The organism is Ruegeria marina (genome assembly GCF_900101475.1).
In the GTDB taxonomy this organism is placed as follows: Bacteria; Pseudomonadota; Alphaproteobacteria; order Rhodobacterales; family Rhodobacteraceae; genus Ruegeria_B; species Ruegeria_B marina.
The window spans coordinates 100,051-112,802 of record NZ_FMZV01000009.1 but is presented as its reverse complement, the minus strand read 5'-3'; the positions used below and the strand labels follow the sequence as shown (position 1 = coordinate 112,802).

Here is a 12,752-nt window from a genome sequence, read left to right as displayed (position 1 = left end):
TTTCCTTTCATGATGTGGCGGCCGCGACGAGGACGATCTCACCGGGCCAATCCGGTTGCAACCGCTCTGCCATGCGCCAGGCCCGAAGGCCGGTGGCGCAACACAGAGCCAGTCTTTTTCCTTTGTTAGTGTCTGATATCGTGATCTCGGGCGTTGTCATCCGCAGGGCGGATGGGTGCGCAGGACGTGGCGCTTCGTCCTCGGATCGCAACTCAATAATGAGGTCCTCGGTCGTCAGCTCCGAGGGCGCGACAAAGCGGAAGGCGGTCACGGGTTCTGGCGCGTCGTCGAAACGGAACGCGCTGTTCCGCCAGGTTTGCGCGTCGACCTGCACTATCTGGCCCAGCGGCGAAGGTGCCAGCCCCATAAGCACCGAGAGCGCCATTTGTGCCTGTATAGAGCCTAATATGGAAACAACCGGCCCCAACACGCCAGCCGTTGCGCAACTGGCCGTACCATCTGGCGCGTCGGGAAAAACCGCGCGCAAGCTGGGTGCCCCGCCGCAGAAGCCGCCGGCATAACCGCCGAGCCCCAGAACCGAGGCGCTGATCAGCGGTTTGCCCAGCGCAAGACAGGTGTCGCTGAGCAGATAGCTGGCGGCGTAGCTGTCGGCGCAATCCAGCACCAGATCGGCGTTTTGACCGTTTTGCACCACGTTTTCCGGGGTGATTGACCGTTTTGTACCGGTCAGGACACTTTCCGAATTGAGCGCGCGACAGCGTTCGGCGGCGACCTCGGCCTTGGCCCGGCCAACATCCGCCTCGGTGAACAGCGTCTGGCGGTGCAGGTTCGACAGCTCGATCCGGTCGCCGTCGAAGATGTCGATCCGCCCCACCCCGGCGGCGGCGAGCAAGGGCAGCGCCGAGGCCGCGAGACCACCGGCGCCGACCACCAGCACGCGGGCGGCGGCAAGCCGGGCCTGCCCCTCGGTCCCGACCTGCGGCAGCATCATCTGGCGGGTATAGCGATTCATCGGGTGACCTCGATCCACTGGCGCACCCGTGCCTCGGGGTCGGGGTTGAGGGTAATGTCGGTGACGACCGAGACGATATCGGCCCCGACGGCCAACACGCCCGGCGCACGCTCGACGCTCATCCCGCCAATGCCGACCAGCGGGATCGCTCCCACGCGGGCCTTCCACTCGGTGACACGCGGCAGGCCCTGCTGGTGCCATTTCATCTGTTTCAGGATGGTCGGATAGACCGGACCCAGCGCGACATAGTCGGGATCCATGCCCAGAACTCGCTCCAACTCGTCATCGTCATGGGTGGAGACGCCCAGTTTCAACCCTGCCTTGCGGATCGCGCGCAGGTCGGCCTGATCCAGATCCTCTTGCCCCAGGTGCAGCCAGTCGCAGCCCGCGTCGATGGCCGCCTCCCAATAGTCGTTGACCACCAGCACCGCCCCATGCGCGCGGCAGAGGTCGCGCGCGATGGCAATCTCGGCGCGGATCAGCGCGTCGGGCTGGTCCTTGATCCTAAGCTGCACCAGCCGGACCCCCAGCGGCAGCATCCGGCGCAGCCAGTCGGTACGGTCGAAGATCGGATAGAACCGGTCGAGCGTCATGACAGGAAAGCCTTTCCGATAACAGGGGTCGAAGCGCTGGCCATATCGCGCGCTTCGATCGGGTCGGCGCGATGGGCCAGTTGCCCGGCCTCGATGGCCAGCGCCATGGCGCGCGCCATATCCACCGGGTCGCCCGCGCGGGCCACGGCGGTGTTGAGCAGAACCGCGTCATAGCCAAGCTCCATGGCGCGGGCGGCATGACTGGGCAGACCGATGCCCGCATCGACCACCAGCGGCACATCGGGAAATTCGGCCCGCATCGCGCGCAGCGCATATTCGTTGTTCAGCCCCCGGCCCGAACCGATGGGCGCGCCCCAGGGCATCAGCACCTCGCACCCCGCCGCCAGCAGCCGTTCGCCGACGATCAGGTCGTCGGTGGTATAGGGGAACACCTGGAACCCGTCGTCGGTCAGGATGCGCGCGGCCTCGACCAGTTGGAACACGTCGGGTTGCAGGCTGTCGGTATGGCCGATCAGTTCTAGCTTGATCCAGGGCGTGCCGAACACCTCGCGCGCCATATGGGCGGTGGTCACCGCCTCTTTCACCGTGTGGCAGCCGGCGGTGTTGGGCAGGATCAGCACGCCCAGATCACGAATCATCGACCAGAAGGTCTGTCCCGCCCCGGATTCCCGTCGCAGCGACACGGTGGCCACACCCGCCCCGCTGACGCGGAACGCCTGTTCCAAGATGGCGGGGCTGGGATATTGCGCGGTGCCCAGCATCAGCGGGTTCGGCAATTCAGTTCCGTAGAATGCACGCATGTCTCAGCCTCCCTGCATCGGGGCGAGAACCTCGACCCGGTCGCCATCGTTCAGCTGGTGACCCGCGCGCAGGGATGAGGGCACGAAACTTTCGTTCACGGCAGTAGCCACCCGACCCGTCAGGCCGCATTCCAACAGCAGCGCGGCCAGGGTTTCGGCCTCGACCTCGCGCGATTCTCCGTTAAGCACGATCTTCATCGACCAACTCCGTATGTGTGTTGCTGAGCGCCAGGTCGGCCACCCCTTGCGCCAGCGCAGGCGCTAGCAGGTAGCCGTGGCGATAAAGGCCATTGGCATAGATCGTCCGCCCCAGCCGCCGGATGCGCGGCAGGTTGTCGGGAAAGGCCGGGCGCAGATCGACGCCGATTTCCAGCACCTCGGCCTCGCCAAAAGCGGGGTTCAGCGCATAGGCGGCGCTAAGAAGTTCCAGCATCGAGCGCGCCGTGATGCGGCCGCTGTCCTCACTCTCGATCATCGTTGCGCCCAGCATGTAGACATGATCGCTGCGCGGCACGACATAAAGCGGCATGCGTGGGTGCAACAGGCGAACTGGCCTTGTTAGAGCCACATCTGGCGCGCGGATCACCAGCATCTCGCCCTTGACGCCGCGCAGGTCATGCAGCACCTCGCGCGCGTGCAGGCCACGGCAGTCGATGGCGTTCTCCAGCCCGGTGGGGGCAGGTTTGCAGTGAAAGGTGACGCCCTTGTCAATGAGGCCGCGATAAAGGTCCGAGAGCGCGCGGCGCGGATCCAGATGCGCTTCGTCCGGGAAAAACAGGCCTTTGGAGAAGAACGCAAGATCAGGCTCTAACTGAGCAATTTCCGCGTGATTGACCTCGGCAAACCCTTCGGTCCGGCGGGCAAAGCGGCGCAGGTCCGGCAAGTCGCGCGGGTTGGCCACCACCAGTGTGCCGCACCGGGTGACGGTAGTGTGTTGCGCCCACCATGCGATGGCCTGCTGGCCCAGGCGCAAAACCGGCTCCTCGGCGTTTTCATACTCGCACCAGGGGGCAAGCATGCCGCCTGCCCACCAACTGCACCCATGCGGGCCGGGCGGTCCGGAGGGATCGAACACCTGCACCTGTGCGCCGCGCGCGACCAGCTCGGTCGCGACCGCCAGGCCGGCAACCCCCGCACCTATGACCGACCAGAGCATCATGCCGGCCAGACCCGGTGGAAATGATGCACCGGGCCGTGACCCTGCCCCACACCCAACCCATCCGCCGCCACGATGGCACCTTGCAGATAGGTATGCGCCTCTTGCACCGCGCTCTTCAGGGACAGACCTTTGGCCAGACCGGCGGCAATCGCCGAACTGAGCGTACAGCCGGTGCCATGGGTGTTCTTCGTTGCCCGGCGCGGTGCGGTGAACTCGGCCAGTACTCCGGCCGGTGTCACCAACAAATCATGACACACCGTGCCCCGGCCGTGCCCGCCCTTCATCAGCACGGCCCCCGCCCCCAGGGCAAGCAACGCCTGCGCCTGAGTGGCCATATCCTCTGGCGTGTCGGCATCTGTCTCCTGCAACAGGCGCGCGGCCTCGGGCAGGTTCGGCGTCAACAGGGTCGCGCGCGGCAAGAGCCGGTCGCCCAGGCTGGCCACTGCCGCCTCGGCCAAAAGCGCATCACCCGATTTCGCCACCATCACCGGGTCCAGCACGATGGGCCCGTCAAACCCGGCAATGGCATCGGCCACGGCCCCGATGATCTCGGGCGTCGCCAGCATGCCGATTTTGATCGCCTTTACGTCAAGATCATCCAGAACCGCATCGATCTGTGCCCGGATAACCTGCGTTGGGATGCCGTGTACCGCCGTCACCGCGCATGTGTTCTGCGCGGTCACCGCCGTGATCACCGAGGCGCCATAGACACCCAGCGCCGACATCGCCTTCAGGTCGGCCTGGATACCGGCGCCACCGCCACTGTCGGACCCCGCAATCGTCAGGGCAATCGCCGCCATATCCGCTACTCCGGTTCAGGGGCAACGGGGGCATGGAAAACGTCCGAAAGTGCGAGACCGTTCCCTACGCCGGTATTGCCCGGATCAGGTTCGATGGGTTGACGCATCCGCGCCTCTCAGCCCCACACGGGGCACCCCAACGGTTGGCGCGCACAATCTCAGGTGACGCAATGACAATCAAGAGGAAATCTCAAACAAAAACGGCAGACGCCCGCGCGCCTGCCGTCTTCATCTTATCAAAAATACTCCAGGGGAGTCGCCGCCCCGCGGCGACGAGGGCAGCGCCACCTACCCTTTCATCCCGTCCCAGAACGACTTGACCGAGGAGAAGAAGCTCTTGGTCTCGGGATTGTTGTCCTCGCTCAGCTCCTCGAACTCGCGCAGCAGGTCCTTTTGCCTGCTGGTCAGGTTGACCGGGGTTTCCACCGCCAGTTCGATGAACATGTCGCCGATACCGCCGCCTCGCAGCGCCGGCATACCCTTGCCGCGCAGGCGCATCTGCCGGCCCGACTGGCTGCCGGCGGGCACCTGCACCCGGCCCCGGCCGCCGTCGATGGTCGGCACCTCGATGGCGCCGCCCAGCGCCGCCTTGGCCATGCTGACCGGCACCCGGCAATAGAGGTTCACACCGTCGCGTTCGAACAGATCGTGCTTGGTCACCTCGACAAAGATATAGAGATCGCCCGGCGGGCCGCCACGCATCCCCGCCTCGCCCTCGCCAGCCAGGCGGATGCGGGTGCCGGTCTCGACACCGGCGGGAATGTTCACGCTGAGCGAGCGGTCTTTTTCGACCCGGCCCGCGCCGCGGCAGGATTTGCACGGGTTCTTGATGATCTGACCGAGGCCCGAGCAGGTGGGACAGGTCCGTTCGACGGTAAAGAACCCCTGTTGCGCGCGCACCTTGCCCATGCCCGAACAGGTCGGGCAGGTGGTGGGTTCGACCCCGCCCTCGGCGCCGGTGCCTTCGCAGGCCGAACAACTGACGGCGGTGGGCACATTGATCGTCTTTTGCATGCCCGAGAAGGAATCCTCGAGCGTGACCCGCAGGTTATAGCGCAGGTCCGACCCGCGCGCGGCGCGCCGGCCACCGCCGCCGCCGCGCTGGCCCATGAAATCACCGAACAGATCCTCGAACACGTCCGAGAACGCGCTGGAGAAATCGCCGGACCCGAAGCCGCCGCCCGGCCGCGCGCCCGCGCCGGTGCCGTTTTCAAACGCGGCATGGCCGTACCGGTCATAGGCCGCCTTTTTGTCGGCGTCCTTGAGAATGTCGTAAGCCTCGTTCGCTTCCTTGAACCTGGCCTCGGCGTCCGGATTGTCCTTGTTCCGGTCGGGGTGCAATTCCTTGGCCTTGGTGCGGAAGGCCTTCTTGATCTCGTCCGCCGACGCGCCCTTGGACACCCCGAGCACGTCGTAATAGTCGCGTTTTGACATCCGATTTTCCTTCTGCCTCAACGAATGCGGGCCGGTCCGGTGAACGGACCGGCCCGTTCTGGCCCGGATGACCGGTTACTTGCGCTTGTCTTCGCCCAGATCTTCGAACTCGGCATCGACGATATCGTCATCACGACCTTCGGCATCGGCCGCAGTCGGCTCGTCATCGCCGCCTTCGCTCTGCGCCTTGTAGATCGCTTCGCCCAGCTTCATGGCCGCTTCGGTCACGTTCTGGATGCCCGACTTGATCTTTTCGGCGCTGACGCCATCCTTTTCGAGATCATCCTTGAGCGCGGCAATAGCCAGTTCGATCGCCTCGACGGTGGTCGGGTCGACCTTGTCGCCGTGCTCCTCGATCGACTTCTCGGTCGAGTGGATGAGGCTTTCGGCCTGGTTGCGCGCCTCGACCAGCGACTTGCGCGCCTTGTCGGCTTCGGCGTTTTCCTCGGCGTCCTTGACCATCTTTTCGATGTCCTCGTCCGAGAGACCGCCCGAGGCCTGGATGGTGATCTTCTGTTCCTTGCCGGTGCCCTTGTCCTTGGCCGAAACCGACACGATGCCGTTGGCGTCGATGTCGAAGGTCACCTCGATCTGGGGCATGCCGCGCGGTGCGGGCGGGATGTCTTCCAGATTGAACTGGCCCAGGATCTTGTTGTCGGCGGCCATTTCACGTTCGCCCTGGAACACGCGGATGGTCACCGCGTTCTGATTGTCCTCGGCGGTCGAGAAGACCTGAGACTTCTTGGTCGGGATCGTGGTGTTGCGGTCGATCAGGCGGGTGAACACGCCACCCAGGGTTTCGATGCCCAGCGACAGCGGGGTCACGTCGAGCAGGACCACATCCTTGACATCGCCCTGCAGAACGCCGGCCTGGATGGCGGCACCCATGGCGACCACCTCGTCGGGGTTCACACCCTTGTGCGGCTCCTTGCCGAAGAACTTGGTCACTTCCTCGATGACCTTGGGCATGCGGGTCATGCCGCCGACCAGAACCACCTCGTCAACGTCCGCAGCCGAGATGCCGGCATCCTTGAGCGCGGCCTTGCACGGGTCCATCGACTTCTTGATCAGGTCGCCCACCAGGCTTTCCAGCTTGGCGCGGGTCAGTTTCATGACCATGTGCAGCGGCTGGCCGTTGGCGCCCATCGAGATGAACGGCTGGTTGATCTCGGTCTGGGTGGTCGAGCTGAGCTCGATCTTGGCCTTTTCGGCGGCTTCCTTCAGGCGCTGGAGCGCCATCTTGTCCTTGCTGAGATCGACGCCATGCTCTTTCTTGAACTCCTCGGCGAGGTAGTTGACGATCCGCATGTCGAAGTCTTCGCCACCCAGGAAAGTGTCGCCGTTGGTCGACTTGACCTCGAACAGACCGTCGTCGATTTCCAGGATGGTAACGTCGAAGGTACCGCCGCCAAGGTCATAGACCGCGATGGTCTGGCTGTTCTTCTTGTCGAGCCCGTAGGCCAGCGCGGCGGCGGTCGGTTCGTTGATGATCCGCAACACTTCAAGTCCGGCGATCTTGCCGGCGTCCTTGGTAGCCTGCCGCTGGGCGTCGTTGAAATAGGCGGGCACGGTGATCACGGCCTGGGTCACGTCCTCACCCAGGTAGGATTCCGCAGTTTCCTTCATCTTACCCAAGATGAAGGCCGAGATTTGCGACGGCGAAAACTTCTCGCCACGGGCTTCGACCCAGGCGTCGCCATTGCCGCCGTTCACGATGGTGAAGGGCACCATCTTCTTGTCCTTGGTGACCTCGGCGTCGTCGACCCGGCGGCCGATCAGACGCTTGACGCCAAAAATGGTGTTCGAAGGGTTGGTGACCGCCTGGCGTTTTGCCGGCTGCCCGACCAGTCGCTCGTCTTCGGTGAAGGCGACGATCGAGGGCGTGGTCCGCGCCCCTTCGGAGTTTTCGATGACCTTCGGCTGGGCGCCGTCCATGATGGCAACGCAGGAGTTGGTGGTGCCGAGGTCAATACCGATTACTTTTCCCATTGTTCGATCCCTTTCTGTTCAAGGCGATGGCTCGAGACCCGAACCCGTTTTGGCATTCCGGCCCCGATCTGTTTGCGCAATGGCACTACTCCACGGCGCGTCCCGGCGTATATAGGGGGCGAAAACAGGGCCTGCAAGCATGCTGAATTGCAGGTTTTCGGGAATCTGCGTGGATTGTGGCAAGGGTTCATCAACCAAGGGATGCGGATGGAATGACCAGGCTGATGGTGAGAGGGGTCGAGATCCGCAAGGGCGTGCTGGATGGCGCGGCCCAGGCCCGGCTGATCGAGGCGCTGCGTCCTGTGCTGAAGGCAGCGCCGCTGTTTTCTCCGGTCACCGCCAGCGGCAAGGCGATGTCGGTGCGGATGACTTCGGCCGGGGAGCTGGGCTGGGTGTCGGACAAGCGCGGCTATCGCTATCAGCCGATGCATCCGCGCGGCAGCGCATGGCCGGCGATCCCCGACCCGATCCTGGCCATCTGGCACGAGGTGACCGGGCATGACCGCGCGCCTGATTGCTGCCTGATCAACTATTATGGCGAGGGTGCGAAGATGGGCCTGCACCAGGACCGCGACGAGGCGGATTTTTCCTGGCCGGTGGTGTCGGTGTCCCTGGGCGACGACGCGCTGTTCCGCATCGGCGACACGATGCGTGGCGGCAAGACGGAATCGGTCTGGCTGAGTTCCGGCGACGTGGTGGTGATGGGGGGTCCGGCGCGGCTGGTCTATCACGGGATCGACCGAATCCGGTTCGGCTCGTCCCGGCTGCTTCCCAAGGGAGGGCGGATCAACCTGACGCTGCGGGTCGCCGTCTAGTCTGCCACCAGCGAACAGCAACCGGAATAGAGCGTTCCGTCCAGCACAAGGGAAATGTCCAGCCCAAAAGCGCGGTCCGACATGCCGTCGTGACATTGCTCCTGTCGGATGACGGCGAGGTTGTCGCCCAGCGCGATCATGAACCGGTTGATGACGCCGACCCCCGGTTGCAGGGTTCCGGCCGGAACGGTCCGGGGTTGATCAGCCAACGGCTCGAACCGGGCGGAATCGCCCTGGTCGATGGTCAAGGACCAGAACGGTTCGGTCCCGAAACACGCCAGCCGGGGAGTCATCCAAAGCGTCGGGTGATCCGGCCGCCGGGCAAGATAGCGCATCGCGACCCAACCGCTGCCCTCGCCCGCATTTACCCGGCCCCATGTGCCGTCAAGGGTGAGGTCCACAACCTCGACCCCGGTCGCATCATGCGCGAGTTCGCCCAGTTTTTCAGAACTGCCGGACGGTTCGGCGCGCATGTTCAGGACATCATTGAAGGCAACACCCGTCACGTCATAGAGCGCGGGCACCGGATCGGCGCGCAGGACGGAGCCTGCCCCCAAAAGAAACGCGAGGATCAGTAACCGGATCATCGCCGCGCGTACCAGCTGGCCGAGACATGGCGCCGGGTGTAGAATTCGCCCATCAGCCCGATCATGATCAACACGATCCCGACCCACAGCGCATAGTGCCAGTCGCTGTTGTGCGGAAAGTAGTTCTTGAACACAAATCCGCGGCACTGGTCGATCGCATGAAACAGCGGGTTCCAGTCGAACATCGCCAGCATATAACCCGGCAGGGTGTTGGCCACGAACATCTTGCCCGAGGCGATCATGTTGGCCCGCTGGTAGATCGTGGTCATCACCCCGACAACCGTGGGCGCCCAGGGCTTGATCGACAGAAAGACCAGCCCCACGGCAAAGCCCGTGAACCAGGACAGCATCAGCATGGCAAAGGCGCCACCCCAATCGTCGATATAGACCGGGTTGAAGGCGACATGATAGCCGAACAGGATCAGGATCAGGGTCAAAAGCTGGGTATAAAGCGAGGCCAGCGCCGCCGACAGGATGGCGACGATCGTGTTCATCGGCGCGTGTTTCATCATCGCGCTGTTCGGCCCCTCGGCCCCTGCGACGGCGCCGACCGTCTTGATATGGACCATGAACAGGAAGATGCCCGACATGATGTAGAGCAGGAAATCGCCCCGGATCGCAGAGCCGCGCAGGCCGAGGATCGAGAACATCATGTAAAAGACCAGCACGAAGACCAGCACCTGCATCATGTTCTTGGCCAAGGCCACAAAGGCGTTTGAATGGCCCTGGCGCACGCTTCGGACCACGTTGTGAAAGATGAGCTCGGCCATGGTGAAGGCGCCGCTCAGAAGTGAATTGTGCTGCCTGAATTTGAACACGCTGCCAGTTCCTGTCGCTCTGCCTTTGAAAATTCCATGGAATTCTTGCCGATCCCTTGCCATCACAGCATAAGGGCAGCTGCATCGCGGATCAACAAATCACGAAATAGGAGCAAATTTGTGACCTATACCGACCTTATTCCAGTCATTAGGCGCCTTGCGTTGGAGGCAGGTGACAGGATCATGGAAATCTACAACGCCGATGATTTCGACGTGAAGGTGAAGTCGGACGCCAGCCCGGTGACCGAGGCCGACGAGGCTGCGGATGCGCTGATTTCGGCCGGATTGCGGGTGGCATTCCCCGATATCCTGCTGGTGACCGAGGAGCAGGCGGCCTCGCACAGCGAGACGGGCGATACGTTCCTGATCGTCGATCCGCTGGACGGGACCAAGGAATTCATCAACCGGCGCGGTGATTTCACGGTGAACATCGCGCTGGTGGAGAACGGCACGCCGACGCGCGGGGTGGTCTATGCCCCGGCCAAGGGGCGGATGTTCTACACGCTGGCCGACGGCACGTCGGTCGAGGAGACCGGTGCGCTGGACAAGGAAACCCCCGGTGATCTCTCTCCGATCCGGGTGGCCGAAGCGGACAATGCGGCGCTGATGGTGGTCGCGTCGAAATCGCACCGGGATCAGGCAACCGAGGATTACATCGGCAAATACAGCGTCAAGGACAGCAAGAGCGCAGGGTCCTCGCTGAAATTCTGCCTTGTGGCCACGGGCGAGGCGGACCTGTACCCGCGTGTCGGCCGCACGATGGAATGGGACACCGCCGCCGGGCACGCGGTTCTGGCCGGGGCCGGCGGCAAGGTGGTACGGTTCGACAATCACCAGCCGCTGACCTATGGCAAGGAAGGCTATGCCAACCCGTTCTTCATTGCCTACGCCCCCAGCGTTGATCTCAAGGAAGCCTGAATGTCCGTCCTGATCGCCATTCCCGCCCGCTATGCCTCGACCCGCTATCCGGGCAAGCCACTGGTGCCGCTGACCGGCGCGACCGGCGTGTCGATGACCCTGATCGAACGGTCCTGGCGGGCGGCGATGGCGGTTGCTGGGGCCGACCGGGTTGTCGTCGCTACCGATGAAGACCGCATCCGCGAAGTGGCCGAAGGGTTCGGCGCCGAGGTGGTCATGACCTCGTCCAGCTGCGTCAACGGCACCGAGCGATGCGCCGAGGCGCATCAGGCGCTGGGCGGTGGTTTCGACATTGTGGTGAACCTGCAAGGCGATGCGCCGCTGACGCCGCATTGGTTTGTCGAGGGCCTGATCACGGGGCTGCGTGCGGCGCCCGAGGCCGATATCGCCACGCCGGTCTTGCGCTGTGACGGGATGGCGCTGAACGGGTTTCTGAACGACCGCAAACATGGCCGGGTCGGCGGCACCACGGCGGTGTTCGCCGCCGACCGCAGCGCGCTTTATTTCTCGAAAGAGGTGATCCCCTATACCTCGGAGACCTATGCCGACGATGACCCGACCCCGGTGTTTCACCATGTCGGTGTCTATGCCTACCGTCCCGGCGCGCTGGCGGACTATCCGGGCTGGCCGGTCGGGCCACTGGAAACGCTGGAGGGGCTGGAACAGCTCAGGTTCATGGAGAACGGGCGCAAGGTCCTGTGCGTCGAGGTCGAGGCGCGCGGGCGGCAGTTCTGGGAGCTGAACAATCCCGCCGACGTGCCCCGGATCGAAGGCATGATGGCCGCCATGGGGCTGGAATAACCCGAGACGCCGATGACCGACAGCCCAGCGCCCCCGTTGCAGCCGATCGGATGGACCGATGCCTATCGGCTACGGTGGAAACGGCGGCGGCTGCTTTGGCGGTCATTTCGCAGCCGCCATGCGCTGCGGTCGCTGGCGGATCGGACCGCGGCGATCCGGCCGGGACATGTGCTGGCTTTCACCACGCTCAGGAACGAGGCGCTGCGCCTGCCCGGCTTCCTGGACCATTACCGGCGGCTGGGGGTCGACCACTTTCTGATGGTCGATAATGGCAGCGATGACGGCAGCTTGGAGATGCTGGCCGCGAAGCCGGATGTGTCGCTCTGGCAAACCGCTGCCAGCTATCGGACCGCACGCTTCGGGCTGGACTGGCTGACCTGGCTGCAGATGCGTCACGGGCATGGGCACTGGTGCCTGATGGTGGATGCCGACGAATTGCTGGTCTATGCCCATCACGACACCAGCGACCTGCACGCGCTGACCGGTTGGCTGGAGGGACAGGGCCGCACTGCTTTTGGTGCGCATATGCTGGACCTTTACCCCAAGGGCCCGGTTGGCGCACAGTCTTTCCTGCCCGGGGACGATCCGCTGGACCTGCTCGGCTGGTTCGACGCCGGCCCCTATCGCGCCCGGCGCCAGCAGCCGCTGGGCAATCTTTGGGTGCAGGGCGGCGCGCGCGAACGGATGTTCTTTGCCGATGATCCCCGCCGGTCGCCCACATTGAACAAGATCCCGCTGATGCGCTGGAACCGGCGCTATGCCTATGTGAATTCCTGCCATTCGGCCCTGCCCCGGCACCTGAACGGCGCCTATGACGGGCCGGGCGGCACATCCCCGTCGGGGGTGCTGCTGCACACCAAGTTCCTGCCCGATATTGTTTCCCGTTCAGAAATAGAAAAATCTCGTCAGCAGCATTTCCACAGCCCGTCGGAATTCGACCGCTACTATGACGATCTGGTGGCCTCTCCCGATTTCTGGACCTCGTCCTCGGTCCGGCTGAGCGGGTGGCGGCAGTTGCAGGAACTTGGACTGATCACACCCGGTGGTTGGTCCGGCTAGGCGGCCAACAACCGACTGCAGGGAAATTCGTGGCAGATATGTCAA

At 64.0% G+C, this 12,752-nt stretch carries 14 protein-coding genes and 1 riboswitch; of the genes, 4 read left to right on the top strand and 10 right to left on the bottom strand.

The genetic code is table 11. From position 1 onward, the window contains the following. Positions 1–7: 7 nt before the first annotated feature. The 8 genes from BLT75_RS13675 to dnaK form a co-directional block, all read right to left on the bottom strand. Entirely contained in the window at positions 8–973 is a 966-nt protein-coding gene (locus tag BLT75_RS13675) for a ThiF family adenylyltransferase (protein WP_093032554.1), read from the bottom strand. Then, the gene (locus BLT75_RS13670) at positions 970–1,566 is read right to left on the bottom strand and encodes a thiamine phosphate synthase (RefSeq protein ID WP_093032542.1); all 597 of its coding nucleotides are present in this window, start codon (positions 1,564–1,566) and stop codon (positions 970–972) included. The genes BLT75_RS13675 and BLT75_RS13670 overlap by 4 nt, the downstream gene beginning before the upstream one ends. Continuing rightward, positions 1,563–2,327, bottom strand: a complete 765-nt coding sequence (locus BLT75_RS13665) for a thiazole synthase (RefSeq protein ID WP_093032539.1) — start codon at positions 2,325–2,327, stop codon at positions 1,563–1,565. Before BLT75_RS13665 ends, BLT75_RS13670 begins: the two co-directional genes overlap by 4 nt. Positions 2,328–2,330: 3 nt before the next feature. Further along, positions 2,331–2,525, bottom strand: coding sequence for a sulfur carrier protein ThiS (thiS, locus tag BLT75_RS13660; protein WP_093032529.1), 195 nt, complete (start codon positions 2,523–2,525; stop codon positions 2,331–2,333). Beyond that, positions 2,509–3,486 (bottom strand): FAD-dependent oxidoreductase, encoded by a 978-nt coding sequence (locus BLT75_RS13655; protein ID WP_093032526.1) that lies wholly within the window; start codon positions 3,484–3,486, stop codon positions 2,509–2,511. Before BLT75_RS13655 ends, thiS begins: the two co-directional genes overlap by 17 nt. Next, positions 3,483–4,286, bottom strand: a complete 804-nt coding sequence (gene thiD, locus BLT75_RS13650; protein WP_093032522.1) for a bifunctional hydroxymethylpyrimidine kinase/phosphomethylpyrimidine kinase — start codon at positions 4,284–4,286, stop codon at positions 3,483–3,485. The genes BLT75_RS13655 and thiD overlap by 4 nt, the downstream gene beginning before the upstream one ends. Positions 4,287–4,330: 44 nt before the next feature. Next, positions 4,331–4,435: riboswitch (TPP riboswitch) on the bottom strand. Between the two features lie 139 nt (positions 4,436–4,574). Next, positions 4,575–5,720 carry a molecular chaperone DnaJ gene (dnaJ, locus tag BLT75_RS13645; protein WP_093032519.1) on the bottom strand — a complete coding sequence of 382 codons (1,146 nt, stop codon included), beginning with the start codon at positions 5,718–5,720 and terminating at the stop codon, positions 4,575–4,577. A gap of 75 nt (positions 5,721–5,795) precedes the next feature. Further along, positions 5,796–7,709: a molecular chaperone DnaK gene (gene dnaK / locus BLT75_RS13640; protein ID WP_093032517.1), complete on the bottom strand. Its 1,914-nt coding sequence runs from the start codon at positions 7,707–7,709 to the stop codon at positions 5,796–5,798. Between the two features lie 212 nt (positions 7,710–7,921). Here dnaK and BLT75_RS13635 point away from each other — a divergent pair, with 212 nt between their 5' ends. Continuing rightward, positions 7,922–8,524 (top strand): alpha-ketoglutarate-dependent dioxygenase AlkB family protein, encoded by a 603-nt coding sequence (locus tag BLT75_RS13635; RefSeq protein ID WP_093032516.1) that lies wholly within the window; start codon positions 7,922–7,924, stop codon positions 8,522–8,524. On the opposite strand, the gene BLT75_RS13630 is transcribed toward BLT75_RS13635, so the two are convergent. Both BLT75_RS13630 and BLT75_RS13625 read right to left on the bottom strand, forming a co-directional pair. Beyond that, the gene (locus BLT75_RS13630; protein WP_143028560.1) at positions 8,521–9,111 is read right to left on the bottom strand and encodes a COG3650 family protein; all 591 of its coding nucleotides are present in this window, start codon (positions 9,109–9,111) and stop codon (positions 8,521–8,523) included. The two genes, BLT75_RS13635 and BLT75_RS13630, sit on opposite strands and share 4 nt — an antisense overlap. Next, positions 9,108–9,929: an ABC transporter permease gene (locus tag BLT75_RS13625; protein WP_425441138.1), complete on the bottom strand. Its 822-nt coding sequence runs from the start codon at positions 9,927–9,929 to the stop codon at positions 9,108–9,110. Before BLT75_RS13625 ends, BLT75_RS13630 begins: the two co-directional genes overlap by 4 nt. A 120-nt stretch (positions 9,930–10,049) precedes the next feature. Here BLT75_RS13625 and cysQ point away from each other — a divergent pair, with 120 nt between their 5' ends. From cysQ to BLT75_RS13610, 3 genes are read left to right on the top strand one after another with little or no spacing between them, the layout of a single operon-like run. Continuing rightward, positions 10,050–10,847, top strand: coding sequence for a 3'(2'),5'-bisphosphate nucleotidase CysQ (gene cysQ / locus BLT75_RS13620; protein WP_093032515.1), 798 nt, complete (start codon positions 10,050–10,052; stop codon positions 10,845–10,847). Further along, on the top strand, positions 10,848–11,648 hold the full coding sequence (locus BLT75_RS13615; protein WP_093032514.1) for a 3-deoxy-manno-octulosonate cytidylyltransferase family protein: 801 nt from the start codon (positions 10,848–10,850) through the stop codon (positions 11,646–11,648). 12 nt (positions 11,649–11,660) lie between these two features. Further along, the gene (locus BLT75_RS13610) at positions 11,661–12,707 is read left to right on the top strand and encodes a glycosyltransferase family 2 protein (RefSeq protein ID WP_093032513.1); all 1,047 of its coding nucleotides are present in this window, start codon (positions 11,661–11,663) and stop codon (positions 12,705–12,707) included. The last annotated feature ends 45 nt before the right edge of the window (positions 12,708–12,752 follow it).

What these genes read in the sequence shown, in the direction of transcription:
- BLT75_RS13675 (WP_093032554.1), bottom strand. Translation starts at nt 973, where the DNA reads ATGAATCGCTATACCCGCCAGATGATGCTGCCGCAGGTCGGGACCGAG.
- BLT75_RS13670 (WP_093032542.1), bottom strand. Translation starts at nt 1,566, where the DNA reads ATGACGCTCGACCGGTTCTATCCGATCTTCGACCGTACCGACTGGCTG.
- BLT75_RS13665 (WP_093032539.1), bottom strand. Translation starts at nt 2,327, where the DNA reads ATGCGTGCATTCTACGGAACTGAATTGCCGAACCCGCTGATGCTGGGC.
- thiS (WP_093032529.1), bottom strand. Translation starts at nt 2,525, where the DNA reads ATGAAGATCGTGCTTAACGGAGAATCGCGCGAGGTCGAGGCCGAAACC.
- BLT75_RS13655 (WP_093032526.1), bottom strand. Translation starts at nt 3,486, where the DNA reads ATGATGCTCTGGTCGGTCATAGGTGCGGGGGTTGCCGGCCTGGCGGTC.
- thiD (WP_093032522.1), bottom strand. Translation starts at nt 4,286, where the DNA reads ATGGCGGCGATTGCCCTGACGATTGCGGGGTCCGACAGTGGCGGTGGC.
- dnaJ (WP_093032519.1), bottom strand. Translation starts at nt 5,720, where the DNA reads ATGTCAAAACGCGACTATTACGACGTGCTCGGGGTGTCCAAGGGCGCG.
- dnaK (WP_093032517.1), bottom strand. Translation starts at nt 7,709, where the DNA reads ATGGGAAAAGTAATCGGTATTGACCTCGGCACCACCAACTCCTGCGTT.
- BLT75_RS13635 (WP_093032516.1), top strand. Translation starts at nt 7,922, where the DNA reads ATGACCAGGCTGATGGTGAGAGGGGTCGAGATCCGCAAGGGCGTGCTG.
- BLT75_RS13630 (WP_143028560.1), bottom strand. Translation starts at nt 9,111, where the DNA reads ATGATCCGGTTACTGATCCTCGCGTTTCTTTTGGGGGCAGGCTCCGTC.
- BLT75_RS13615 (WP_093032514.1), top strand. Translation starts at nt 10,848, where the DNA reads ATGTCCGTCCTGATCGCCATTCCCGCCCGCTATGCCTCGACCCGCTAT.
- BLT75_RS13610 (WP_093032513.1), top strand. Translation starts at nt 11,661, where the DNA reads ATGACCGACAGCCCAGCGCCCCCGTTGCAGCCGATCGGATGGACCGAT.